Source organism: Citrobacter sp. Colony219, from assembly GCF_019382635.1.
GTDB classification, from domain to species: domain Bacteria; phylum Pseudomonadota; class Gammaproteobacteria; order Enterobacterales; family Enterobacteriaceae; genus Citrobacter; species Citrobacter youngae.
The window spans coordinates 1,573,053-1,595,448 of sequence record NZ_CP080033.1; the positions used below are offsets into that span (position 1 = coordinate 1,573,053).

The 22,396-nt window shown below is 49.8% G+C and carries 25 protein-coding genes and 1 tRNA gene; 12 read left to right on the plus strand and 14 right to left on the minus strand.

The window, feature by feature from the left end; all coding sequences use genetic code 11:
- Both lpxH and ppiB read right to left on the minus strand, forming a co-directional pair.
- A partial coding sequence (gene lpxH / locus JTI85_RS21320; RefSeq protein WP_255575476.1) for a UDP-2,3-diacylglucosamine diphosphatase occupies positions 1-434 on the minus strand: 434 nt, incomplete at its 3' end.
- A 2-nt stretch (positions 435-436) separates the two neighbouring features.
- Entirely contained in the window at positions 437-931 is a 495-nt protein-coding gene (gene ppiB / locus JTI85_RS06760) for a peptidylprolyl isomerase B (RefSeq protein ID WP_003021875.1), read from the minus strand.
- 173 nt (positions 932-1,104) lie between these two features.
- Here ppiB and cysS point away from each other — a divergent pair, with 173 nt between their 5' ends.
- Positions 1,105-2,490 carry a cysteine--tRNA ligase gene (cysS, locus tag JTI85_RS06765; RefSeq protein ID WP_048212379.1) on the plus strand — a complete coding sequence of 462 codons (1,386 nt, stop codon included), beginning with the start codon at positions 1,105-1,107 and terminating at the stop codon, positions 2,488-2,490.
- A 91-nt stretch (positions 2,491-2,581) separates the two neighbouring features.
- Here cysS and JTI85_RS06770 read toward each other — a convergent pair whose 3' ends face one another.
- The 3 genes from JTI85_RS06770 to folD form a co-directional block, all read right to left on the minus strand.
- Positions 2,582-3,106 carry a metal-dependent hydrolase gene (locus JTI85_RS06770; RefSeq protein ID WP_048212378.1) on the minus strand — a complete coding sequence of 175 codons (525 nt, stop codon included), beginning with the start codon at positions 3,104-3,106 and terminating at the stop codon, positions 2,582-2,584.
- Positions 3,107-3,230: 124 nt separating this feature from the next.
- Positions 3,231-3,443: a ribosome-associated protein YbcJ gene (gene ybcJ, locus JTI85_RS06775; protein ID WP_048212377.1), complete on the minus strand. Its 213-nt coding sequence runs from the start codon at positions 3,441-3,443 to the stop codon at positions 3,231-3,233.
- A gap of 1 nt (position 3,444) precedes the next feature.
- A complete protein-coding gene (gene folD / locus JTI85_RS06780) occupies positions 3,445-4,311 on the minus strand; it encodes a bifunctional methylenetetrahydrofolate dehydrogenase/methenyltetrahydrofolate cyclohydrolase FolD (RefSeq protein WP_005122057.1) in 867 nt (288 codons plus the stop codon).
- A 574-nt stretch (positions 4,312-4,885) separates the two neighbouring features.
- Here folD and fimA point away from each other — a divergent pair.
- The 6 genes from fimA to sfmF all read left to right on the plus strand — a co-directional run bounded on the left by fimA (position 4,886) and on the right by sfmF (position 10,954).
- Positions 4,886-5,440, plus strand: a complete 555-nt coding sequence (gene fimA / locus JTI85_RS06785; RefSeq protein ID WP_005122056.1) for a type 1 fimbrial major subunit FimA — start codon at positions 4,886-4,888, stop codon at positions 5,438-5,440.
- Between the two features lie 76 nt (positions 5,441-5,516).
- On the plus strand, positions 5,517-6,050 hold the full coding sequence (fimI, locus tag JTI85_RS06790; RefSeq protein ID WP_048212376.1) for a type 1 fimbrial protein subunit FimI: 534 nt from the start codon (positions 5,517-5,519) through the stop codon (positions 6,048-6,050).
- A 41-nt stretch (positions 6,051-6,091) separates the two neighbouring features.
- A complete protein-coding gene (fimC, locus tag JTI85_RS06795; protein WP_005122054.1) occupies positions 6,092-6,784 on the plus strand; it encodes a type 1 fimbria chaperone FimC in 693 nt (230 codons plus the stop codon).
- Between the two features lie 7 nt (positions 6,785-6,791).
- Entirely contained in the window at positions 6,792-9,413 is a 2,622-nt protein-coding gene (locus tag JTI85_RS06800) for a fimbrial biogenesis usher protein (RefSeq protein ID WP_219352316.1), read from the plus strand.
- 4 nt (positions 9,414-9,417) lie between these two features.
- Complete coding sequence (gene fimH, locus JTI85_RS06805) at positions 9,418-10,425, plus strand: type 1 fimbria D-mannose specific adhesin FimH (RefSeq protein ID WP_005122052.1); 1,008 nt, start codon at positions 9,418-9,420, stop codon at positions 10,423-10,425.
- 10 nt (positions 10,426-10,435) lie between these two features.
- Complete coding sequence (gene sfmF / locus JTI85_RS06810; RefSeq protein ID WP_219352317.1) at positions 10,436-10,954, plus strand: fimbria assembly protein; 519 nt, start codon at positions 10,436-10,438, stop codon at positions 10,952-10,954.
- A 50-nt stretch (positions 10,955-11,004) separates the two neighbouring features.
- On the opposite strand, the gene fimZ is transcribed toward sfmF, so the two are convergent.
- From fimZ to fimW, 4 genes are all read right to left on the minus strand, one after another.
- Positions 11,005-11,637 (minus strand): fimbria biosynthesis transcriptional regulator FimZ, encoded by a 633-nt coding sequence (gene fimZ / locus JTI85_RS06815; protein WP_005122050.1) that lies wholly within the window; start codon positions 11,635-11,637, stop codon positions 11,005-11,007.
- Between the two features lie 589 nt (positions 11,638-12,226).
- Positions 12,227-12,949: a fimbriae Y protein gene (locus JTI85_RS06820; RefSeq protein WP_115600804.1), complete on the minus strand. Its 723-nt coding sequence runs from the start codon at positions 12,947-12,949 to the stop codon at positions 12,227-12,229.
- Positions 12,950-12,972: 23 nt separating this feature from the next.
- Positions 12,973-13,701 carry an EAL domain-containing protein gene (locus JTI85_RS06825; protein ID WP_075551397.1) on the minus strand — a complete coding sequence of 243 codons (729 nt, stop codon included), beginning with the start codon at positions 13,699-13,701 and terminating at the stop codon, positions 12,973-12,975.
- A gap of 167 nt (positions 13,702-13,868) precedes the next feature.
- Positions 13,869-14,462, minus strand: coding sequence for a fimbria biosynthesis transcriptional regulator FimW (fimW, locus tag JTI85_RS06830; protein WP_048212373.1), 594 nt, complete (start codon positions 14,460-14,462; stop codon positions 13,869-13,871).
- Positions 14,463-14,498: 36 nt separating this feature from the next.
- Here fimW and JTI85_RS06835 point away from each other — a divergent pair, with 36 nt between their 5' ends.
- A complete protein-coding gene (locus JTI85_RS06835) occupies positions 14,499-14,678 on the plus strand; it encodes a hypothetical protein (protein ID WP_040232627.1) in 180 nt (59 codons plus the stop codon).
- A gap of 39 nt (positions 14,679-14,717) precedes the next feature.
- Positions 14,718-14,794, plus strand: a tRNA-Arg gene (locus tag JTI85_RS06840).
- 148 nt (positions 14,795-14,942) lie between these two features.
- Here the strand turns inward: JTI85_RS06840 and uspF are convergent.
- The 5 genes from uspF to cusR form a co-directional block, all read right to left on the minus strand.
- Complete coding sequence (gene uspF, locus JTI85_RS06845) at positions 14,943-15,371, minus strand: universal stress protein UspF (protein ID WP_061067464.1); 429 nt, start codon at positions 15,369-15,371, stop codon at positions 14,943-14,945.
- A 145-nt stretch (positions 15,372-15,516) separates the two neighbouring features.
- A complete protein-coding gene (locus JTI85_RS06850) occupies positions 15,517-16,320 on the minus strand; it encodes an MBL fold metallo-hydrolase (protein ID WP_219352319.1) in 804 nt (267 codons plus the stop codon).
- A gap of 161 nt (positions 16,321-16,481) precedes the next feature.
- Complete coding sequence (locus JTI85_RS06855) at positions 16,482-16,808, minus strand: hypothetical protein (protein ID WP_061067465.1); 327 nt, start codon at positions 16,806-16,808, stop codon at positions 16,482-16,484.
- Positions 16,809-16,951: 143 nt separating this feature from the next.
- Entirely contained in the window at positions 16,952-18,403 is a 1,452-nt protein-coding gene (locus JTI85_RS06860) for a Cu(+)/Ag(+) sensor histidine kinase (protein ID WP_219352321.1), read from the minus strand.
- Positions 18,393-19,076, minus strand: coding sequence for a copper response regulator transcription factor CusR (cusR, locus tag JTI85_RS06865; protein ID WP_048212367.1), 684 nt, complete (start codon positions 19,074-19,076; stop codon positions 18,393-18,395). The genes JTI85_RS06860 and cusR overlap by 11 nt, the downstream gene beginning before the upstream one ends.
- Before the next feature lie 182 nt (positions 19,077-19,258).
- On the opposite strand from cusR, the gene JTI85_RS06870 reads away from it, so the two are divergent.
- The 3 genes from JTI85_RS06870 (at position 19,259) to JTI85_RS06880 (ending at position 22,391) form a co-directional block, all read left to right on the plus strand.
- Positions 19,259-20,641, plus strand: a complete 1,383-nt coding sequence (locus JTI85_RS06870) for an efflux transporter outer membrane subunit (protein ID WP_048212366.1) — start codon at positions 19,259-19,261, stop codon at positions 20,639-20,641.
- Positions 20,642-20,673: 32 nt separating this feature from the next.
- Positions 20,674-21,021, plus strand: a complete 348-nt coding sequence (cusF, locus tag JTI85_RS06875) for a cation efflux system protein CusF (protein WP_061067467.1) — start codon at positions 20,674-20,676, stop codon at positions 21,019-21,021.
- A 77-nt stretch (positions 21,022-21,098) separates the two neighbouring features.
- The gene (locus tag JTI85_RS06880; protein WP_219352323.1) at positions 21,099-22,391 is read left to right on the plus strand and encodes an efflux RND transporter periplasmic adaptor subunit; all 1,293 of its coding nucleotides are present in this window, start codon (positions 21,099-21,101) and stop codon (positions 22,389-22,391) included.
- Positions 22,392-22,396: the final 5 nt, after the last annotated feature.

The following is a 22,396-nucleotide window of genomic DNA, read 5'->3' on the forward strand; positions in this document are numbered from 1 at the left end:
GGCAGGGAGAGAAACAATTTTTGTAGCCAGGGCTGATGAACCTTAGCCCGAAACGCCTGATAGCCTGCGTCGTCGGTGCACAAGGTGTCGCCATGCATGATCAGTACCTTGCGACCATACAGGTTGAGCACTTTTTCCTGAGGTAACAGGGTCATGCCGCTCTCACGGGCAAAACGCTTGCCGATCAGAAAATCACGGTTGCCGTGAATAAAAAAGCAGGGAACGCCGGAATCCGTCAGCGCTTTTATCGCTGCGGCCATTTCACGATGTAGGGGATTGGGATCGTCATCGCCTATCCAGGCCTCAAACAGATCGCCAAGAATGTACAGCGCATCAGCCTTTCGTGCATCGCCGGCTAAAAAACGCAGAAAACCGGCGGTGATCGCCGGTTCTTCCGTGCAGAGATGAAGATCTGCAATAAACAGTGTTGTCACGATTACTCGCTGACGGTCACGTTTTCGATGATAACGTCTTCTTTTGGTACGTCCTGATGCATACCGCTGCGACCGGTGGAAACGCCTTTGATTTTATCAACGACATCCATACCTTCGACAACTTCAGCGAACACACAGTAACCCCAGCCCTGCATGCTTTCGCCGGAGAAGTTCAGGAAGTCGTTGTCGGCAACGTTGATGAAAAACTGAGCAGTCGCGGAGTGCGGAGCCTGAGTACGCGCCATTGCCAGCGTTCCACGGGTGTTTTTCAGACCGTTGTTGGCTTCGTTTTTGATAGCCTCTTTCGTGGCTTTTTGCTTCATGCCCGGCTCAAAACCGCCGCCCTGGATCATGAAACCATTAATAACACGGTGGAAAATGGTGTTGTTGTAAAAACCTTCGCGGCAGTAGTCCAGGAAGTTTTTAACTGTTTCAGGCGCTTTATCATCAAACGTTTTGATTACGATATCGCCGTGATTAGTGTGGAAAGTAACCATTTTTGCATCCTGTTCCGATAGAGTGGTGCTTCGACCCTGGTCAGGGTCACATGATAGGGGCTTGTTATAGCATAACCGCAAGGTTCGATCACCTTGCAAAGTGTGCTGCTTCGGGGCCAATTTATAGGTATTATAGGGCTTTGTTATCCACACACGTCTACACGGAATCTTCGATGTTAAAAATCTTTAATACACTGACGCGCCAAAAAGAGGAATTCAAACCCATTCATGCCGGGGAAGTCGGCATGTACGTGTGTGGCATCACCGTTTACGATCTCTGTCATATTGGACACGGGCGTACCTTTGTTTCTTTCGACGTTGTTGCCCGTTATCTGCGTTTCCTCGGCTACAAGCTGAAGTATGTGCGCAACATTACCGATATCGACGACAAAATCATTAAGCGCGCGAATGAAAATGGCGAGAGCTTTGTGGCGCTGGTTGATCGCATGATTGCGGAAATGCACAACGATTTCGATGCGCTGAATATTCTGCGCCCGGATCTTGAACCGCGCGCGACGCACCATATCGCCGAGATTATCGAAATCACCGAACAGCTGATTGCCAAAGGTCACGCTTACGTTGCTGATAACGGTGACGTGATGTTTGACGTGCCGACTGACCCGAACTACGGTCAGCTGTCCCGCCAGGATCTGGATCAACTGCAGGCGGGTGCGCGTGTTGACGTGGTTGATGTGAAGCGCAACCCGATGGACTTTGTGCTGTGGAAGATGTCCAAAGAGGGTGAGCCGAGCTGGCCATCTCCATGGGGCGCAGGTCGTCCTGGCTGGCACATTGAATGTTCTGCGATGAACTGCAAACAGCTGGGTAATCATTTCGATATTCACGGCGGCGGCTCCGACCTGATGTTCCCGCACCATGAAAACGAAATTGCTCAGTCCACCTGTGCGCATGACGGTGAATACGTTAATTACTGGATGCACTCCGGGATGGTGATGGTTGACCGTGAGAAAATGTCCAAATCGCTGGGCAACTTCTTTACCGTGCGCGACGTGCTGAAATACTACGACGCCGAAACCATTCGCTACTTCCTGATGTCCGGCCATTATCGCAGCCAGTTGAACTACAGCGAAGAGAACCTGAAACAGGCACGCTCTGCGCTGGAGCGTCTGTACACCGCGCTGCGCGGCACTGACAAGTCCGTTGCTCCAGCCGGTGGCGAAGCCTTTGAAGCGCGCTTCATTGAAGCGATGGATGACGACTTCAACACGCCGGAAGCCTACTCCGTGCTGTTTGATATGGCGCGTGAGGTTAACCGTCTGAAGGGCGAAGATATGGCGGCAGCTAACGCTATGGCTGCGCATCTGCGTAAGCTGTCCGGCGTGCTGGGCCTGCTGGAACAGGAGCCAGAAGCCTTCCTGCAAAGCGGTGCGCAGGCGGATGATGGTGAAGTTGCTGAAATTGAAGCGTTAATCCAACAACGTCTGGATGCCCGTAAGGCGAAAGACTGGGCGGCAGCTGACGCCGCGCGCGATCGTCTCAACGAGATGGGCATCGTGCTGGAAGACGGTCCGCAGGGCACCACCTGGCGTCGTAAGTAAATCTCTATATTGCCGGATGGCGGCTAGTGCCTTATCCGGCCTACGATGGAATGATCGGTAGGCCTGATAAGCGTAGCGCCATCAGGCACTATTAATGACGTCTGTACCACCACAACACACCCATCATGACGGCTCCCGGCAGCCATACCCACATTAGCTCCGAAAGAATAACCTGATGCCCGTACGGCGTGGCGTAGCGTGATAGCGCAAACGGGGCGACCTTAATGACCTGCCACGGTGCGAAGAAGCGTTCATCTGACCACGGCCACAGCCAGCCGACGCCTTTTCCCCCGGTAGTGACAGAATCCAGCAGGCTGTGCGACAGCAGTGAAACCGTCAGGAATAACCAGCAGCGAATCAATCCCACCTTAAACCATCGTCGGCCAATCAAAACACAGAGTAGTGGCACGACAAAGGCGAACAGCAGCGAGTGGGTAAAACCACGGTGACCAAATACGTTGCCGTAGGCGATGCCAAGCTTAAACGACAGCACGTCGGCATCCGGCAACATAGCCAGAATGACGCCAGTAAACAGTAAGCGCGGGGGGATGACTTTAAGCCCGAGACCTAACCCTAAGCAGAGTGGCACGGCCGCGTGGGTAACAATTGTTGGCATGATGATCGCTTCGTGTGGAAAAACGACATGCTAACAATTCACTGTGAAGTGGTGATGAAGTGATTATCTGAAAATGAGAGAGGAAGTGGCCGGACAGGGGGTTAGCCTCATCCGGCACCGGGGATCACGCCACGACGGTAATACTTTGGCCTTCAAAGCTTACGGTCTGTCCGGCAACGATTTTGCAGCGCTTACGCGTTTCTACTACACCATCGACCTTCACCAACCCTTCGCCAATGGCGATTTTTGCCTGGGCGCCACTTTCGCTCCAGCCTTCCAGCTTCAGCAGATCGCAGAGTTCAACATGTGGGTGTTTACCCAGTGAAAATGTGGCCATCTTAAACGTCCTTTACATCATGATATTCAACACACGCCTGCAGCGTGTTTTCGATAAGCGTGGCGACGGTCATAGGGCCAACGCCTCCCGGCACTGGCGTGATATATGACGCGCGTGCGGCAGCATCCTCAAAGACCACATCGCCAACAACCTTACCATTCTCCAGACGGTTGATGCCGACATCAATCACAATCGCACCTTCTTTAATCCACTCACCGGGAATAAAGCCTGGTTTACCGACGGCGACGATCAGCAGGTCAGCATGCTCAACGTGGCGACGCAGATCTTTGGTGAACCGGTGGGTAACGGTGGTGGTGCAGCCAGCCAGCAGCAGTTCCATGCTCATCGGGCGACCAACAATATTGGAGGCGCCAATCACCACGGCGTTCAGGCCATACGTGTCGATGTTGTAGCGTTCAAGCAGGGTCACGATACCGCGTGGGGTACATGGACGCAGGCGCGGCGCGCGTTGGCACAGGCGACCGACGTTATACGGGTGGAAACCGTCAACGTCTTTATCCGGTGCAATACGCTCCAGCACTTTGACGTTGTCGATACCCGCCGGCAACGGCAGTTGTACCAGGATACCATCGATGGTGGCATCTGCATTGAGCGTATCGATCAGCTCAAGAAGTTCCGCCTCGCTGGTGGTTTCAGGCAGGTCCCAGGAGCGGGAGACAAAACCCACTTCGTCACAAGCTTTGCGTTTACTTGCCACGTAAATCTGCGAAGCCGGGTTGCTACCTACCAGCACAACAGCCAGTCCTGGGGCGCGTAATCCAGCCGCTAAACGCGCCTGAACTTTTTGAGCAACCTCAGAGCGCACCTGCTGCGCAATCGTTTTACCGTCAATAATCTTTGCTGCCATCAGAGAGAGGATTCCGTCTGTTACGTTAAGTCGAAGGGGATGTCACTATTTTGTCAGAAGCGGGGCGTGCTGTCAGTTTTCGTTTGCGTTTTTACGTGCGGTGGAGTGTTTCGCATAGCCCGTGAGCGCGGCAACAGGTGTTGGACGTTGGTACGTAATTCATAAGCATGCTAACGAAATTTAACCTAAATGAAACAACTCATCACCCTGCTATTTTCATGGGTAATATCTCAGAAACCAGACTGTTACGTCTTGTTATGGCCGTTTTTGCCTCATTTCCATCCGGAGTTTTCTTAGAGTCCAATAAGAATAAGCCAGGGTCATTAAAAGGAATTGCAGGTATTTTTCATTAATTGAAATGTTTAATTTATCCCGGTGACGAATTGTCATATTCGTGAAGATTAATTAGTGAATCAAATACTCAGGAGAGTGGGAGTACACGTTTCGCTAATTCTCTCTCGATATATATCTTTACAGGATGCAGAGATAATTTGCCTGACATTTAATGTCGATAATGATTCAAACGGATCCCGCAGGACGCTGGAGCCGGATGTGTGTAATTCAAGGGAAATCCATGAAACGTAAATTAATGACCTCTTCTGTTTTTGCCAGCATGATGTTAATGGCGGGCGCAGCGGTGGCGGCAGATCCGGTAAGCGTGAGCGGCGGTACGGTTCACTTTGAAGGTGAACTGGTCAATGCAGCCTGTGCAGTGAGCACTCAGTCAGCCGACCAGGTTGTCACATTAGGCCAATATCGTACCGCCAGCTTCACCGCAGTCGGTGACACCACGGCGCAAATTCCGTTTTCCATAGTGCTGAACGACTGTGACCCGAAAGTTGCTGCGACTGCTGCTGTTGCTTTCTCGGGCCAGACGGACCTCACCAACAACAGCCTGTTGGCTCTCTCCTCTTCGGATAACAGCACCACAGCGGGCGGCGTAGGGATCGAAATCCTGGACAACACCTCTACCGCACTGAAGCCAGATGGCGCGACCTTCTCAACCGCTCAGGCGCTGGTGGAAGGCACCAACACCCTGCGTTTCTCCGCGCGTTATAAAGCCACAGCAACCAGCGCCACGCCGGGTCAGGCAAATGCGGATGCGACCTTCATCATGAAGTACGAATAAGCCGTTTGATTCTTGCAGGGAAGACTACCGCCTCATGGGATGAGGCACTATCCGGGGATGATGAAGGATGTGGCAGATGATAGGGAAAGGCGTAGCGCTGGCGGGAATGGTCTGCGTAATGCCGGCGTTTGCTCACACCGTGATACTGGAAAGTGGCCGTCTTCATTTACGTGGGCAACTGGTTAATGGTGCCTGTACGGTTGCCACAGACAGCCAGAGCTTACGGGTGCAGATGGGGCAGTACCGCACTAACGCGTTTTCCGGGACGGGAAGCTTTGCTTCTACCAGCGTACCGTTTTCGCTGCGACTAACGTCGTGCAGTGCTGATGTTTATGACCATGTGGGGATTGCCTTTGCGGGCGTTACGCCAGCCGAAGATCCACAGGTCTTTCTTGCCAGCGGCGATGCGTCTGCGGTTTCGGGTATTGGTCTGGCGTTGTTTGATGAGCGACAGCGACAAATAATTCCGAATGCGCTGCCGCTTCATTATGCCCCGATTTTAACGCAAGAGATGACGTTTCATTTCACTGCTCGCTATCGGGCTGTCTCGGAATATATAACGCCGGGAACGCTTCGTTCAGATGTGTGGTTTACGTTGGTGTATCCCTGATTTATTTCCTAACGATAATCACGCCAAAGGTATTTGTAGCTATGTTTAATTATCTAAAATCAGGCTTTATCATTTTACTGGCCTTATTTTCTGCCACCAGTGTGCAGGCATCTGGTGGAATTGCATTAGGTGCAACTCGCGTTATTTATCCTGCCGAGGCTAAACAAACGTCCCTCGCCATTAGTAATAGTGATACCAAAGAACGTTTCCTGATTAATTCATGGATAGAGAACAGCGCAGGCGTCAAAGATAAATCGTTTGTGGTCACACCGCCGCTGTTTGTCAGTGAACCTAAAAGTGAAAACACGCTGCGTATCATCTACGCGGGCGAGCCGCTGCCCAAAGACCGTGAATCGCTGTTCTGGATGAATGTGAAGGCTATTCCGTCGGTCAATAAAAATAGCCTTGAGGGGAAAAACGTTCTGCAACTGGCGATTTTGTCGCGCATCAAACTCTTTGTCCGCCCAAATAATCTGCCACAAATCGCGGAAGATGCGCCAGGCATGCTGCAGTTTTCCCGTACCGGCAACCACCTGAAAATCACCAACCCGTCAGCGTATTACGTCACGCTGGTCAATCTCAATGTCGGAAATACGAAGATTGATAACGTTATGGTTGCGCCAAAAAATGACACGCAGGTCCTGTTGCCGACTGGCGTTCAGGGAAACGTTACGTTCCAGACGGTGAACGATTATGGCGCAGTCACCACCGCTAAAACGGTTAGTGTGCGTTGAGAAAACGATGAATAAGACAACGTATTTTCCTGGCCTGTTACCGGGGGTTACGCCACCGCTGGCGGGGGTGGCGTTGTCCACGCTGGCCGCGCTCTTTCCCTCCTTCAGCCAGGGTGAAAGCTATTTCAATCCGGCGTTTTTATCTGCCGATACCGCTACTGTGGCGGATTTGTCTCGTTTCGAAAAAGGGAATCACCAGCCTGAAGGCGTTTATCGTGTGGATATTTGGCGCAATGATGAGTTTGTGGCCACCCAGGATATTCGTTTCGCCACCAGCGCGGGGAAAGCCGGAGAAAAATCCGGCGGGCTGATGCCGTGCTTTGATCTCGACTGGGTTAAACGCCTTGGCGTCAATATCACTGCGTTTCCGGCACTCAGTCAGGATGCGAACAATACCTGTATTAATTTGCCAGAGGCGATTCCTGGTAGCGAAATTGCCTTCGATTTTTCTACACTGCGTTTAAATGTCAGCCTGCCGCAAGCCTCAATGTTGAACAGTGCGCGTGGCTATATTCCGCCAGAGGAGTGGGATGAAGGTATTCCGGCGGCGCTGGTTAACTACAGCTTTACCGGCAGTCGCGGCAGCGATACCGACAGCTATTTCTTAAGCATGTTAAGCGGCCTGAACTATGGCCCATGGCGGCTGAGGAATAACGGTGCATGGAACTACTCGAAAGGTGACGGCTACCATTCGCAAAGCTGGAAAAATATTGGCACATGGCTTCAGCGCGCGATTATTCCGCTGAAGGGTGAGCTGGTTATGGGGGACAGCAACACCGGCAACGACGTTTTTGACAGTATCGGTTTTCGTGGTGCTCGTCTCTATTCGTCCGACAGCATGTATCCCGACAGCTTACAGGGCTATGCGCCAACCGTCCGTGGGATTGCGCGTACCGCAGCGAAACTGACTATTCGCCAGAATGGCTACGTGATTTATCAAAGCTATGTTTCGCCAGGCGCTTTTTCGATAACCGATCTTAACCCCACCTCGTCGAGTGGTGACCTGGACGTAACGGTTGATGAGAAGGACGGCAGTCAACAGCGCTATACGGTGCCGTATTCCACGGTACCTCTGCTCCAGCGTGAAGGACGTTTCAAATATGACGTTGTCGCCGGGGATTTTCGCAGCGGTAATAGCCAGCAGTCTTCGCCATTCTTTTTCCAGGGAACGTTAATTGCCGGGTTACCAGAAGGTTACACCGCGTATGGCGGCACGCAGTTAGCTTCACGCTACACCGCACTGGTGTTAGGTACTGGCCGCAACCTGGGTGACTGGGGAGCCGTCTCTGTCGATTTAACGCATGCCCGGAGCCAACTGGCGGATGACAGTACGCATCAGGGGCAATCGCTGCGTTTTCTGTATGCAAAATCACTGAACAACTTCGGTACCAACTTCCAGCTGTTGGGGTACCGCTATTCGACGCGCGGGTTTTATACCCTCGATGATGTGGCGTATCGCAGTATGGAAGGTTACGAGTACGAATATGACAGCGAAGGGAATCGCCACGATGTTCCACAGGTGAAGAGCTACCACAATCTGAGCTACAGCAAAAAGGGACGTTTTCAGATCAACATTTCGCAGAACCTTGGCGATTACGGATCACTCTATGTATCGGGTAGCCAGCAAACGTACTGGAACACCTCAGATACCAATACCTGGTACCAGCTGGGGTATGCCAGCGGTTGGCAGGGGATTAGCTATTCACTCTCCTGGTCATGGAATGAATCGGTCGGGATCTCTGATACCGACCGCATCCTGGCCTTCAATGTGTCTGTACCGTTCAGTCTGCTGACCGGGCGGCGCTACTCGCGTGATAACGCACTCGATCGCACCTACGCCACTTTCAATGCGAACCGTAACAGCAATGGACAAAACAGCTGGCAAAGCGGTATTGGCGGCACGCTGTTAGATGGACGCAATCTCAGCTACAGCGTTAATCAGGGACACAGCAGCTCCAACGGATACAGCGGGAGCGCTAACGCGAACTGGCAGGCGGCCTATGGCACGCTGGGCGTGGGTTACAACTATGACCGTGACCAGCATGACTATAACTGGCAACTCTCCGGTGGCGTCATCGGACATGCGGACGGCATTACGCTCAGCCAACCACTGGGCGATACCAACGTACTGATAAAAGCACCTGGGGCCCAGGGGGTGCGGATAGAAAACCAGACCGGCGTGCAGACCGACTGGCGTGGCTACGCGGTCATGCCGTATGCCACAGTTTATCGTTACAACCGCGTCGCGCTGGATACCAATTCAATGAATAACAACACCGATGTGGAAAATAACGTTAGCAGCGTCGTGCCCACGCAGGGGGCACTGGTACGTGCGGCGTTTGATACACGCATTGGCGTGCGGGCGCTTATCACGGTTAACCGGGATGGAAAACCGGTGCCATTTGGGTCGGTGGTTCGCGAAACCACGAGCGGCGTCACCAGCATGGTCGGTGAGGATGGACAAATTTATCTGAGTGGTCTGCCGCTCAAAGGCAACTTGTTGATCCAATGGGGTGAAGGCGCAAATGCACGCTGTGAAGCGCACTATACCTTGCCTGAAGAGAGCCTGAAACAGGCTGTAACGCTCACCAACGTGATGTGCCAACGACCGTCGGTACGACAGGGATAATATGATGAAACGACAAACCGGTTTGCTACTGGGAAGCGCTTTACTGCTTATAGCTAATACGTCATGGGCGACGGTCTGCCATAACTCGAACGGAACGCCAACGGACGTTTATTACGATCTGTCGAATGTGTTTAACAGCAGCAATAACCAACCGGGCCAGGTAGTGACATTGCCTGAAAAGTCAGGCTGGGTTGGGGTGAATGCAACCTGCCCGGCAGGGACGACGGTGAATTACACCTACCGAAGTTATGTGACAGAACTCCCCGTGCAAAGTACGGAAAATAACTTTCAGTATCTGAAACTCAATGATTACCTGTTGGGGGCCATGAGTATTACCGATAGCTACGCGGGGTTGTTTTATCCTCCACGTAATTATATCCGCATGGGGAATCACCCAAACGTTTCCAAACAGCAGCCTTTTGGCGTGATGGATTCGAAGCTGGTGTTTAAATTAAAAGTGATTCGTTCATTTATCAACATGGTGCCGATCCCGCGACAGACGATGTTCAGCGTCTATGTCACTACCAGCACGGGAGATGCGCTGAGTACGCCGGTTTACACCATAAGCTACAGCGGCAAGGTGGAAGTTCCACAAAACTGCGAGGTGAATGCCGGGCAAATCGTGGAGTTTGATTTTGGCGATATTGGTGCCTCGCTGTTCAGCAAGGCGGGAGCCGGTAACCGGCCCGAAGGTATCAATACGCAAACGAAAACGGTCGCCATAAAATGTACAAATGTTGCCGCGCAAGCTTATCTGACCATGCGGGTCGAGGCCGAAAAAGCGTCCGGGCAAATGATGATATCGGACAACCCGGATTTAGGTTTTATCGTGGCCGACAGCAGCGGTAAACCGCTGACACCCAACAATCTGTCCAGCACCATTCCCTTTCAGTTGGATGATAACGCTGCCGCGCGGGTTGGCATTAGAGCATGGCCAGTCAGCGTGACGGGCAATAAACCAGCGGAAGGGCCTTTCACCGCCCGTGGCTATCTGCGAGTTGATTATGAATAAGCAGAAAACAATGAGACGTCGTGCACTTTTCGTATTGATATCAGCAGTGTCAGCCAGTTCACTATGCCAGGCGGATACCTCGCTGGGTGAGATTAATATCGAACTGCACGGTAATATTGTGGACTTTACCTGTGCGGTTATTGCCAGTGACAATAATAAGTTGGTTGAACTAGGCACCTGGCCGACAAAACAATTAAAGACCACCGGGGATACGACCCAACCGGTTCCCTTCACGTTGAAACTTGAAGGCTGCCCGCCGGGGTCGGCCTCGATAACCTTTTCCGGCACGCCGGCAGCGGGTACCACGTTGTTGGCGCTGGACGATGCCGTGATGGCACAAAAGGTCGCGATTGAATTGCACGATAGCGACCGTACGCGATTACCGCTTGAACAAGCCAGCCAGACAGTAAGCATTAATGAAAATGGCAACGCTATGATGACTTTTTTTGCCAACTATATTGCGCTGGCAGATGGCGTTCAACCGGGGATCGCGAAAGCAGATGCTACGTTTATGATTAACTACAATTGACATCATGCGCTGATAACGCACTCCCGAACGACGCCTCGCCGGGAGTGCGATCACATTAATTCATGCATCTTTGCATAATCAATAAGCTCAACAATGGTATGTAGTCCGAGCTTGGAATAGATGTTAGCTTTGTGAGCGCTGATTGTTTTATTACTCAATAAAAGTTGCTCAGCAATTTCTTTATTAGATAACCCATTCGCCAGATAACGTAAAACCGTTACCTCGCGGTTCGATAACGGCATGTCATTCAGCACACCTTTACGTATATTAATATTATTAATAAAGTTAAGCGTGTCTGAAGGGAAAAATGAATATCCTGATAAAATCATTTTCACCGCGTTATAGATATCATTGAGATCCTTTCGCTTGCTGACGAAGCCATTGGCACCGGCACGGATCGCCCGTCCGGCATAAAATGATTCAGACTTTGAGGATAGAAACAGTACCCGGGTTTTTTCCTGCAGAGATTTTATTCTCTTGAGTAATGTAAACCCATCGGAGCCAGGTAGTTCAATATCCAGAATGACCAGATCGACTGGATAAGTCCGTAGATGATCTATTGCTGCGCGGCTGTCATCGGTTTCCAGAACAACCTGAATATTACTATTCTTTTCGAGCAGTACTTCTATCGACATTCTGACAATAGGGTGTTCGTCCATAATGATAACGGATGCTGGTTTCATTGTTGTATGCCTCAAACTGTTTGTGTATCTTGCGATTTTGATAAAACATCAGGCGTTATAATATTGTCAAATAGCCAAGGATTGCTCTGGAAGAAGAACCGAATAAATATTATGTCATCCTTGTTTATTCGGTTGTTCTACGTCAGAACAATGAGTTTGTGGAATATCCATTTCACACCAGGGAAAACTTACAATTAATCAGAAAACAGTGAGGATTATACCTGCTCTGCACTTTCGGAAAAGGCTTACAGCACGTAAGTTCATAATGTCTGTTAGGATATCCTGAAAGATCAGGGCATGGTAATGACTATTGATATTAATCTCCTGCTGTTTGAATTATGGCAGATTGAAAAAATTTTTTAAATAGTAAAAACGACACAATGGACTAATTGTTTAGGTTTTGTTAAGGCGGCGAGGCAATTCTTTTTTGTCGAAATGTACTGAATCTGTCAGCTAAAGCAGGATACCTGCGCGACATATAATACCAGGAATAGTTGTAAATATTAAATGTTTGTAAAAATCACATTCGTTTTCTCAGTTGAAAATAAGTAATTTCCTATAAATTCTTATATCACAGAGGGTTAGGGTGTTAAATTAAATGGGGATAGGTAACGCTGAGGCGATGTATCAGATGCAAAAAACGCTGACGATGTGGCAACCCCAGCAGCGTGATCAGCTGGTTCAGGCGATAGATAACGCGGTGATAGGGTTGAGCCTGCAGCAGAGCAATCTTCTTTAATGATTTACCTTGTGACAGTAATGAGATCATCTCCCAGTCAGCCTGATTTATGTGCCCGGAGTGAATATGGTCTGGCGGCATAGATAATAAAGCATGGCGCATCTCCGGGAGGCGCTGACGGCGCGACAGGATATAGAATGGCCCAGCCATCGCAATAAAGTGCCTGAGCGCTTCGTGGCGACTGGGAAGTAATATGAAAATTTGAATATTATCCTGTTCTTTAATGAGTCGGCGAAGATATTCCAGAACATCGAAATATGAGCTTGATGCACCATCCATATCAACCACTAACTGACTCGCTTCAGACTCTTTCAACAGTGGCAGGGCCGATTCAATCGTCTGGAAGATGGCCGTGTGTGTACCAGAAAATAAATAGCGATTTAACGTATAGCCGAGATAGTTGTCTGTTGTGATAATCGCTTGAGATATTGTGTCGCCCGGTAATGTGTAATCAAGTTTTTGAGCCAGATACTCAATTCTGTCAAATTCCTGCGGCGCACAGTGATCATATTGCCAGGTACAGTGGGCGTTTCGTAAACGGCGATGCCGTTCCCGGCGTTTTACACTGCGCATCCTTCCTTTTTCCCTGTCCGTATCTATTGCGCCTGCTCTGGATAAATGGCTGGCCACAAATATCCCTGACCCAAATTTGCGCCAGCGCGCAGGGCAATTTCCTGCTGTTTTTGCGTTTCAATTCCTTCAACTACCACCAGGCTGGCGATTGCGCGCCCCATCTGAATAACCTGGCGGAGTTTTTCCGGCACATGACTGAGTGTCCAGAACGTATTTTTATCTAACTTCACCCCTGACAAATGCCAGTTGGCTGCGGTGAATGTGCCAAGCAGTTCCTCATTGACGTCATCCAGCCATATTGGGATACCATGGTCTTCAAGATGTTGAATTACGCCGTAGACGATCGCCCGCTGGGGTGTACTTAAAGAATAAAACGTATTTGGATCTTGTATTTCGATAATCAAGCTGGACGGAGAGGGCGTAATCAGGGAATGGAATAGCGGCCAACTCAGAAAGGCTTGCATCGGTAAATTCAGTGAGTAGCGCAGTCCCTGTTGGTAGCACTTAATTTTGTCAATTTGCTGATAAAACAGATGCTGTCGATGCTGAACCGACAGTTGGTGAAAATATTTCTCACTGTTTATATTGGCGGGAAGATGTGTGAGGACCTCACAACCGTATCTCAACGCGGTAGACAAATCGACAATGGGCTCGAATTTAAGTGCGAATTGCAGGGGTTCTGCATCGCTGTTTTTGGCGGTAAAGACCGAGTACTCAGACTTATCATTCCATAATAGCAGGCTCGGTGCCACGATATCCCCCCTGGCGTCAGAGCAAATATTACCGAGTATGTCTATTTGTTTCCCCGGAAATAATATACATAGGGTATTCTGGCAGCATGCGATTAGGTACAGTAGGTGCCGATACTTAATTGATGATGAGACATTTCTCAATAAAATGCCCGACCGCAAGATTCACTCTACTGTTGCAGAAAACTCAGGTGCGCCCTGATATACCTTAAAAATTGCTGATCATTTTTCACATCCAGCTTTTTCATAATACGGCGGCGAGTTGCTCTGGCCTGGATATCGCTGATGGAGAGAAGATGTGCTGTTTCAGCGAGCGTGTTACCGCTGGCAAGTAGCATTAAAAACTGGCGTTCCTCCACTGAAAAGTGGCGGGTGGTACAGTAATGGCAGATGGTTGCAGGCACACTGTGGCGGAGCGCGCGTTTTTGCAGAATCAGGATCAATTTTTGGGTTATCGCTTCAACATTATCTTCGCGATAGATCAGCGGCAGCATATACAGGCAGGGACGAAACATCAGCTTATCTTTATCGCCTCCGTTGCAGATGATAACCCGATGCTGGCGTCTGGTGTGGACGGGAACCTGATAACATCCTGCGCTGAGCCAATCGTCATCCAGTGAAATAAAGGCGATGTCTGCGCGATCGATATCTTCGGTAGGTAAAAAGCAGATGTCCTGATGCCACTCATTTGCCAGGCGGGAGATGATGATTTTCAGCCCATGTTCGAAATGACTATTTTCTTCCTTGATAGCGATACTTAACATTGACGAGGTCCTGAACAGCAGGGAAGGGGTTGGGGAATGTTAAGCAAAATCATTAATTTTCTAAATACTTGTAACCTTAAATCCCGCATTATGCTGGCTGAGTTATTACCAGGTGATTTCCTGGAACCCCATGAACGACCAGAAAAAAACAACATTCGTACACTTCGTCAGCAACCGGAACAAAAGGCATTGACTCAGCAGGCGCTGACCGTATAATTCACGCGTTTCATCTGCATGAAGTCATCACTTCTCTATGCGCCCTTAGCTCAGTTGGATAGAGCAACGGCCTTCTAAGCCGTAGGTCGTAGGTTCGAATCCTACAGGGCGTACCATTTCGATAAAATATCCTCTCGGCACGGTTTTATTCCAGTAGGCATAACGTCTACATCAGCGGCTCTGAATTTCACTTTTTCTGCAGCGTTTTGGGGATATAAAAACGGGAGCCTGATCGCTCCCGTTTTCCTGTTTTTCTAACCAATATCACCGCACAACAAGTACGGGGCATTTGGCATGACGTACTACGGCAGCGGCGGTTGACCCCAACAGATAGGTGCTGAAACCCGGTTTATGGGATGCAATGACGATCAATTCGGCGTCCACGGCATCTGCCAGTTTAAGGATCTGATCTTTCGGCGGGCCATAAACCACATGGGTCTGCGTTCTGCCGGCGGGGATATTGAATTGCTTAACAATGTCGTCGAGCTTTTCGGTGGCTTTCGCCTGTATACCACTTCTGTCCGGGAACTCGTTGGAGTAGGCAAGCCCGAGTGATGCGTAGAACGGAACGGTAGGAATGACCGCTAAAAAATGGACCTTAGCGGTTTTTGCATGCGCTTCAACCTGCGGAATAACATGGCGAGTTAAATCGGCTTCAGAGATATCAATGGGCACCAGAATAGAGCGATACATATTCACTACCTCCTGTTTGTTTACCTCTGTCCTGAGTGTAGCGAACTTTATTTCTGTATAATAAGCGACCAGATCAAGGTTGTGCGCGCATTTTGATATTCATGAATGTTATGTGATGAAGATACAACAAGCACAATGGTGATTATTATTCGGCCAGCACAATAACATCTCCTGTCGCGGGGGCTTCTTGTCCTGGTAACCACAAACGTCCCCACGCGCCGGTGCAGTGGCAGCCGAGAAGTTTTTCTGGCTGCTGTTGTTTAATAAATCGTCGGGTTTGCCATAACGTATAGGGCGATGCGCAGCGTAAATGGAAGCCGCCGACCAGGGCATGAATTTTGCTGATGCCCGTTATTTGCTGGCAGTGAGCGACGATATTGGCGATGCCCCGGTGTCCGCAGCCGCTAATGATGACTAATCCACGGTCTGACTTGTAGATCAATACCCCTTCGTCAGTGATGTAGTCGCGTTGGGGAGGATTCTCATTGATGACACCGTAGGCCTGCGGTGCGGATACGGATATTTCTCCTGACCACAGAAAGCGTTCGCTAAGGGGCAAAGGCTCACGGGAGTACGCCATCTGCAGACGAGAGTAATCATTATCGCGCGATAATTTCTTGATTTTACGGGTATATCCTGCAAGCGTGAACGCAGCGTAACGTTCGCAGGCAATGTGTGGATGACAGATGATGCGGCTGTTATCGGGAAGCCACGGGACGCCGCCACAGTGATCATAGTGACCATGTGAGAGCACGACAGCGGTTAACTGAGACAAGTCTACGCCCATTAATGCGGCATTGTGCCTAAAACTGTCATCAGGCCCGGTATCAAATAATATCGTGGTGGTTTCATCCTGAACTAACAGACTTAATCCAGGTTTTGCCCGTAGGACTTTTTCTGCACCGCGGGCGCGCCTGTTTTCAAGTAACACCGTAAGGGTTAAAGCCATGCCTGACTCCAGCGTTAAAGCAGCATACTGTAACGCACGGAATGTAAGAGCGCTGTGATCTCAGCGCTCTTTGGGACGGTTAAAATTGACACTAACCACGGGAAAGCGCGCAGGCTATGTTGCTATCCTGGCCCGCACGCGTGTCTTGGTGGAGAGATGGATTACCCTTGCGTTGCTGCCTGTTCGCGATGTTTTTTCGCCTGCAGCTCATGTGAATATGAATGACTGTTATTCATTGACTGATGAACGACCATCGCTTTTTCATGTTCATTCATTTGCGAAAAAGACGGTGCACTAGCCCGCGTGGATTGGCTATTCTGCACCTGTGCTTTATGTGTTTGTGCCATTTGCTGATGAGCAGGTGTATCGCTGTTATTCATCATCTCGTGAGCCATAGCTGCCTGCTGATGTGTTGTGGATGTTTCTGCCGCATTAACGCCAGCTGAGATAAAAAAGGCGATAGCTAAAAAGGAAGATATCTTATTCATCATATTTCTCCAGTGTCGGTTTACAGGAGAATTATAATAATCAGGGGCTGTCAGTGAGGTGACAGGATTATGACGATGATGTCAGAGAATAATAATATTAATATCAGGTTTAATCGATGGCGCATTAGCGCCACCAATAATTATTAAGCGGCATATTTGGGTAATGTCAGAATAAAGCGGGTAGCGCGAGCGTCGGATGTCACGGAGACTTTTCCCTGGTGGGCAATCACAATCGATTTCACTATCGCCAGGCCAATACCGCTACCTTCGCCTTTACGCTGTCGTGAGGGATCGACGCGATAAAACCGGTCAAAGAGTCGTGGCAGATGTTCCGCGGCTATTGGCGTACCAGGATTTTCCACAATAATATGCACGAGATCATCAGCCTCTTTCACTCGCACGGTGACAGATTCGCCTTTGGGCGTATAGCGCATTGCGTTAGAGAGCAGGTTGCTCATTGCCCGGCGTAACATTAACGGGTCGCCAGAAACCCGGCATGCCCGACCTTCAAAGCGCAGGCTGACTTCGCGTTCTTCCGCCCAGGCTTCGAAAAAGTCGAACACTTTACTGACCTCATCCGCAAGATTCAGCGCTGTTTTTTCCGGGATCAACTGATTATTGTCTGCCTGTGCCAAAAACAACATATCACTCACCATCTTCGACATACGCCCAAACTCTTCGAGATTAGAGTAGAGCACATCTTCCAGCTCTTTCGTGCTGCGGGGATGGCTGAGGGCAATTTCTGTTTGCGTGACCAGGTTGGTGATTGGCGTGCGGATTTCGTGAGCAATATCAGCAGAAAAATTGGACTGACGTTTAAACACATCTTCGATTCGTTCGATCATATGATTAAATGACTCGACCAGTTGCTCAAGCTCAATCGGCACGGCCTGCGGGTCCAGGCGAACATCGAGATCTTTAGAGGTGATATTTTGGATGCGCCGACTGACATTACGGATCGGTTCATGACCTTTATAGACGGCGAACAGCACAATAAAAACAATCATCATGCTAATTAACGATGCTGTCATGATCAGTTTGTTTTTCAGATCGTTAATATAGTGCAGATGAAAATCAATCGATAACGCCATAAACAACGTATAGGCCGGTTTTCCGTCTGGCAACTGCCCAATGGGTAAACGAATCATTCGCCAGTTGGAGGACGCGTTTTTCCCGTGCGGATGTTCTGATGTTTGCAGCGTTGGGCCGGAAATTAAAAAGACATTACGGGTATGTGCATTTTTATCCGGCGTTGCCGAGGCGATAAACTGACGAAGATCCGGCGCATTAGGTGAATGGAAAATGGCCCTCTGATTGGCATCTTCCAGAGAAATAATGACGTTAGAATAACCCGAAACTACGTTTTTTAGTGTTTCCAGCCGACGCGATTCCGGTTCGTTCGGGTGGTTAATAATACGCTCCAGCGTCGCGCTGATCTCTTTTAAATCATTGATATCCTGCTCTGCGAAATGGACTTTCACCGAGTGGATCATTATCCATGCGAAAGCGAAAAATGAGGCGATAGTCGCCAGACTGATAAAAAAGGTTAACCGTGTTGCCAGCGAAAAAGGGCGCTGTAATCGTTTAGTTGCCATCCGGCACCTCAAGCATGTACCCCACGCCACGCACGGTCTGAATCAGTTTCGGCTCAAAGTCATTATCGATTTTGGCCCGCAGACGCTTCACGGCGACATCAATCGCATTGGTGTCGCTGTCAAAATTCATATCCCAAACCTGAGAGGCAATCAGCGAACGCGGCAACACTTCTCCCTGATGACGCAGGAAAAATTCAAGCAGCGTAAACTCTTTACTGGTCAGGGTGATGCGTGTGCCGTTGCGGGTGACCTTTCTGCTGACCAGATCGACCATTAAATCCGCGACCTGAAACTGACTTTCGACAATGACCGCGGCTCCCCGTCGCAGCAGCGTTCTGACCCGCGCCAGCAATTCTGCAAAGGCAAACGGTTTAACCAAATAATCATCAGCCCCCAGCTCCAGACCTTTGACCCGATGCTCAATGGTACCCAGTGCGGTGAGTAGCAGAATGGGCATGCCTTTATTGGCGGTGCGCAGCATCCGCACGATATCCCAGCCGTTTACATCGGGCAGCATGATGTCGAGAATGAGCAGGTCATAATCACCGGTCATTGCCAGGTGATATCCGTTCAGACCGTTGTCCGCCAAATCCACAACAAAACCCGCTTCCGTCAGGCCTTTCGTCAGGTATTCGCCGGTTTTTTTTTCATCTTCGACAATCAAAATCTTCATGACATTCTCCATCACGCACTGGCTGTGCGGATTTTCAATTCTAGAGAAGGCGGATCGGATAGCAATCGGTTATTGGGAAAATGACAGTTTTGTCATTTTCCTGTCACCGCTTAAACAGAGTCATTCAGGTATAAATTCACACATCTTTTATGGTTATCAGTCCGGTCTGGACGAGAAGAACTATGTACAAATTTAAGCTTCTTACCCTCAGCGCTATTTTTGTTCTGGCTGGCTGCTCGTTGGCTCCGGACTATCAACGTCCGGCATTGCCGGTTCCGCAGCAATTCTCCTTAAGTCAGCACACGCTGGTTTCGGCCCCGACGGGATATCAGGATACGGGCTGGCGTAACTTTTTTGTTGACTCCCAGGTGAAGGCGTTGATTGGTGAGGCGCTGGTCAATAACCGTGATTTACGCATGGCGGTACTGAAGGTTCAGGAAGCGAAAGCGCAATACGGTGTGACGGATGCCGATCGTTACCCACAGCTTAACGCTGGCTCCAGCGGTACCTATAGCGGGAAATTAAAAGGCGATAGCAGCACTAACCGGGAATTTGAAGCGGGACTGAATCTCAGTTTCGATCTGGATTTCTTTGGGCGACTGAAAAATATGAGTGAAGCCGATCGGCAGAATTTTTTCGCCAGTGAAGAAGCGCGTCGAATGGTGCATATCTCATTAATTTCTAACGTGGCGCAAAGTTATTTCAACCAGCGTCTGGCTTATGCGCAACTGCAAATTGCCGAAGAAACGTTGCAAAACTACCAGCGCTCTTATGCGTTTGTCGAGAAACAGTTGATGACCGGCAGTACGAACGTGCTGGCACTGGAGCAGGCTCGCGGCGTGATTGAAAGCACACGCAGCGATATTGCCAAACGTCAAGGCGAACTGGCGCAGGCGAACAACGCACTGCAACTATTGCTGGGGACGTACGGGAAATTACCGGACGACCGCGTGCGCAGTCGCGGTGATATAAAACCCGTGACACTGCCCCCCGCACTCCCATCGCAAATATTATTGCAGCGCCCGGATATTATGGAGGCCGAACATGGATTGCTGGCGGCGAACGCCAATATTGGCGCTGCACGAGCCGCATTTTTCCCATCGATTACGCTGACCAGCTCTGTATCCAGCAGCAGTGGCGATCTCTCCAGCCTCTTTAATGCGGCCAGCGGCATGTGGAATTTTGTCCCGAAAATAGACATTCCGATCTTTAACGCTGGACGTAATCAGTCAAATCTCGATTTAGCAGAAATCCGCCAGCAGCAATCGGTGGTGAATTACGAGCAAAAAATTCAGAACGCATTTAAAGAAGTTGCGGATGCACTGGTGTTGCGTCAAAGCCTTGCCGATCAAATTACCGGACAACAGCGTTATCTGGACTCATTACAAATCACGCTGCAACGCGCTCGTGCACTCTATCAACATGGTGCGGTTAGTTATATCGAAGTACTGGACGCCGAGCGTTCTTTATTCACTACACAGCAATCGTTGCTCGACCTTAACTATGCCCAACAGGTTAATGAAATTAAGCTGTTTGCTGCCTTAGGCGGTGGCTGGGTTGAATGATCTTTAATCTTAAATTCTCAGGAGTATATTGCATGAAAACTACCGCTAAAGCCGCTTTGTTTACTGTGTTATCTGTAGTCATGTTTAACGCTCAGGCCAATGAACATCAGCATGGCGAGATGATGAATATGGCGCCTGCGGCCCAGCAGGAGCAAGTGATTAGTGCGACAGGCGTGATTGAATCTATTGATATGGATAGCAAAAAAGTCACGATTAAACATGAACCTATTCCCGCAGTGAACTGGCCGGCAATGACGATGCGTTTCACGCTGGTATCTGATACCAGGGCCGACGATATTCAGCCAGGCGATAAAGTTGCATTTACGTTTGTTCAGCAGGGAAATCTCTCTGTCTTACGCGATATTCACATCAGTAAATAACGGATCTCGCTGGTCTCTTTTATTCTTGCCCGGGTTTTCCTGGACACGGGCGAGACTATCGCGCAATGGAAATCACTATGGCGTCTTTAAATATTAAAAATACCGCGCTTATTCTCGGCAGCATGATTGTCGGCGGAATTATTTCTGTCGGTGTGTATACCTATTATTCATCCGCAAAAGTATCGGCCGATACCGGCGCTGCTCAAAAAAAAGAAGAGCGTAGAGTTTTATTCTGGTACGACCCCATGTATCCCAATACGCGGTTTGATAAACCGGGTAAATCTCCGTTTATGGATATGGATTTGATCCCGAAATATGCCGATGAAGAGACGGCGAGTACATCCGCACCGGGTGTGCGTATTGACCCGACACAGACTCAGAATCTGGGGCTAAAAACCGAACCCGTGCGCCGTGGGCCATTGCAATATGCACAAACTTTCCCGGCGAACGTCAGTTATAACGAATATCAATTTGTCATTGTCCAGGCGCGTTCGGCAGGCTTTATCGAGAAAGTTTATCCGCTGACTGTGGGCGACAAAATTAAGCAGGGCTCGCCGCTTATCGATCTGACAATTCCTGACTGGGTAGAAGCACAAAGTGAATATTTACTGCTGCGGGAAACGGGCGGCAGCGCGACGCAGGTTGAAGGTATTCTGGAGAGATTACGCCTGGCGGGAATGCCGGAGGCGGACATTCAACGCTTGAAAGCGACGCGGAAAATTCAGACCCGCTTTACCCTGAAGGCCCCTATTGATGGGGTGATTACCGCGTTTGATTTACGTACTGGTATGAACATCTCAAAAGATAATGTGGTCGCGAAAATTCAGGGAATGGATCCGGTTTGGGTCAGTGCTTCAGTCCCGGAATCTATCGCCTGGCTGATTAAAGACGCCTCGCAATTCACCATTACCGTACCTGCCTGGCCGGGTAAATCCTTCACCATTAGCAAATGGAGTATTTTGCCGAGTGTGGATTCCACGACGCGCACGCTCCAGCTTCGTCTACAGGTTAATAACCCGGATGAGGCCCTTAAGCCGGGAATGAATGCCTATCTGCAACTAAAAACGCAAAGCGAGCCGATGCTGCTGATCCCGTCTAAAGCGCTGATTGATACCGGTACCGAACAGCGGGTTATCACCGTCGATAATGAAGGACGATTTGTACCTAAGCAGGTAGCCGTATTCCATGAGTCTCAGGGGGTAACGGCCATTCGCTCTGGTTTGAGCGAAGGTGAAAACGTGGTGTCCAGCGGTCTGTTTCTGATCGATTCCGAAGCGAATATTTCTGGCGCCCTGGATCGTATGCGCGCCCAGGCAAACGGGACGCTCGCTGTACCCGCGATGCCAGCCCAGGCGACCCATTCACACTGAGGACA

Bases quoted from the DNA above. Each gene is read 5' to 3' on its own strand.
- fimA (WP_005122056.1), top strand. From the start codon at position 4,886: ATGAAACGTAAATTAATGACCTCTTCTGTTTTTGCCAGCATGATGTTA.
- JTI85_RS06820 (WP_115600804.1), bottom strand. From the start codon at position 12,949: ATGCGCAGTGTAAAACGCCGGGAACGGCATCGCCGTTTACGAAACGCC.
- cusF (WP_061067467.1), top strand. From the start codon at position 20,674: ATGAAAACTACCGCTAAAGCCGCTTTGTTTACTGTGTTATCTGTAGTC.
- fimI (WP_048212376.1), top strand. From the start codon at position 5,517: ATGATAGGGAAAGGCGTAGCGCTGGCGGGAATGGTCTGCGTAATGCCG.
- fimC (WP_005122054.1), top strand. From the start codon at position 6,092: ATGTTTAATTATCTAAAATCAGGCTTTATCATTTTACTGGCCTTATTT.
- cysS (WP_048212379.1), top strand. From the start codon at position 1,105: ATGTTAAAAATCTTTAATACACTGACGCGCCAAAAAGAGGAATTCAAA.
- JTI85_RS06770 (WP_048212378.1), bottom strand. From the start codon at position 3,106: ATGCCAACAATTGTTACCCACGCGGCCGTGCCACTCTGCTTAGGGTTA.
- sfmF (WP_219352317.1), top strand. From the start codon at position 10,436: ATGAGACGTCGTGCACTTTTCGTATTGATATCAGCAGTGTCAGCCAGT.
- JTI85_RS06860 (WP_219352321.1), bottom strand. From the start codon at position 18,403: ATGGCAACTAAACGATTACAGCGCCCTTTTTCGCTGGCAACACGGTTA.
- fimH (WP_005122052.1), top strand. From the start codon at position 9,418: ATGAAACGACAAACCGGTTTGCTACTGGGAAGCGCTTTACTGCTTATA.
- ppiB (WP_003021875.1), bottom strand. From the start codon at position 931: ATGGTTACTTTCCACACTAATCACGGCGATATCGTAATCAAAACGTTT.
- JTI85_RS06800 (WP_219352316.1), top strand. From the start codon at position 6,792: ATGAATAAGACAACGTATTTTCCTGGCCTGTTACCGGGGGTTACGCCA.
- JTI85_RS06870 (WP_048212366.1), top strand. From the start codon at position 19,259: ATGTACAAATTTAAGCTTCTTACCCTCAGCGCTATTTTTGTTCTGGCT.
- folD (WP_005122057.1), bottom strand. From the start codon at position 4,311: ATGGCAGCAAAGATTATTGACGGTAAAACGATTGCGCAGCAGGTGCGC.
- JTI85_RS06850 (WP_219352319.1), bottom strand. From the start codon at position 16,320: ATGGCTTTAACCCTTACGGTGTTACTTGAAAACAGGCGCGCCCGCGGT.
- ybcJ (WP_048212377.1), bottom strand. From the start codon at position 3,443: ATGGCCACATTTTCACTGGGTAAACACCCACATGTTGAACTCTGCGAT.
- JTI85_RS06835 (WP_040232627.1), top strand. From the start codon at position 14,499: ATGTTAAGCAAAATCATTAATTTTCTAAATACTTGTAACCTTAAATCC.
- fimZ (WP_005122050.1), bottom strand. From the start codon at position 11,637: ATGAAACCAGCATCCGTTATCATTATGGACGAACACCCTATTGTCAGA.
- uspF (WP_061067464.1), bottom strand. From the start codon at position 15,371: ATGTATCGCTCTATTCTGGTGCCCATTGATATCTCTGAAGCCGATTTA.
- cusR (WP_048212367.1), bottom strand. From the start codon at position 19,076: ATGAAGATTTTGATTGTCGAAGATGAAAAAAAAACCGGCGAATACCTG.
- JTI85_RS06880 (WP_219352323.1), top strand. From the start codon at position 21,099: ATGGCGTCTTTAAATATTAAAAATACCGCGCTTATTCTCGGCAGCATG.
- fimW (WP_048212373.1), bottom strand. From the start codon at position 14,462: ATGTTAAGTATCGCTATCAAGGAAGAAAATAGTCATTTCGAACATGGG.
- JTI85_RS06855 (WP_061067465.1), bottom strand. From the start codon at position 16,808: ATGAATAAGATATCTTCCTTTTTAGCTATCGCCTTTTTTATCTCAGCT.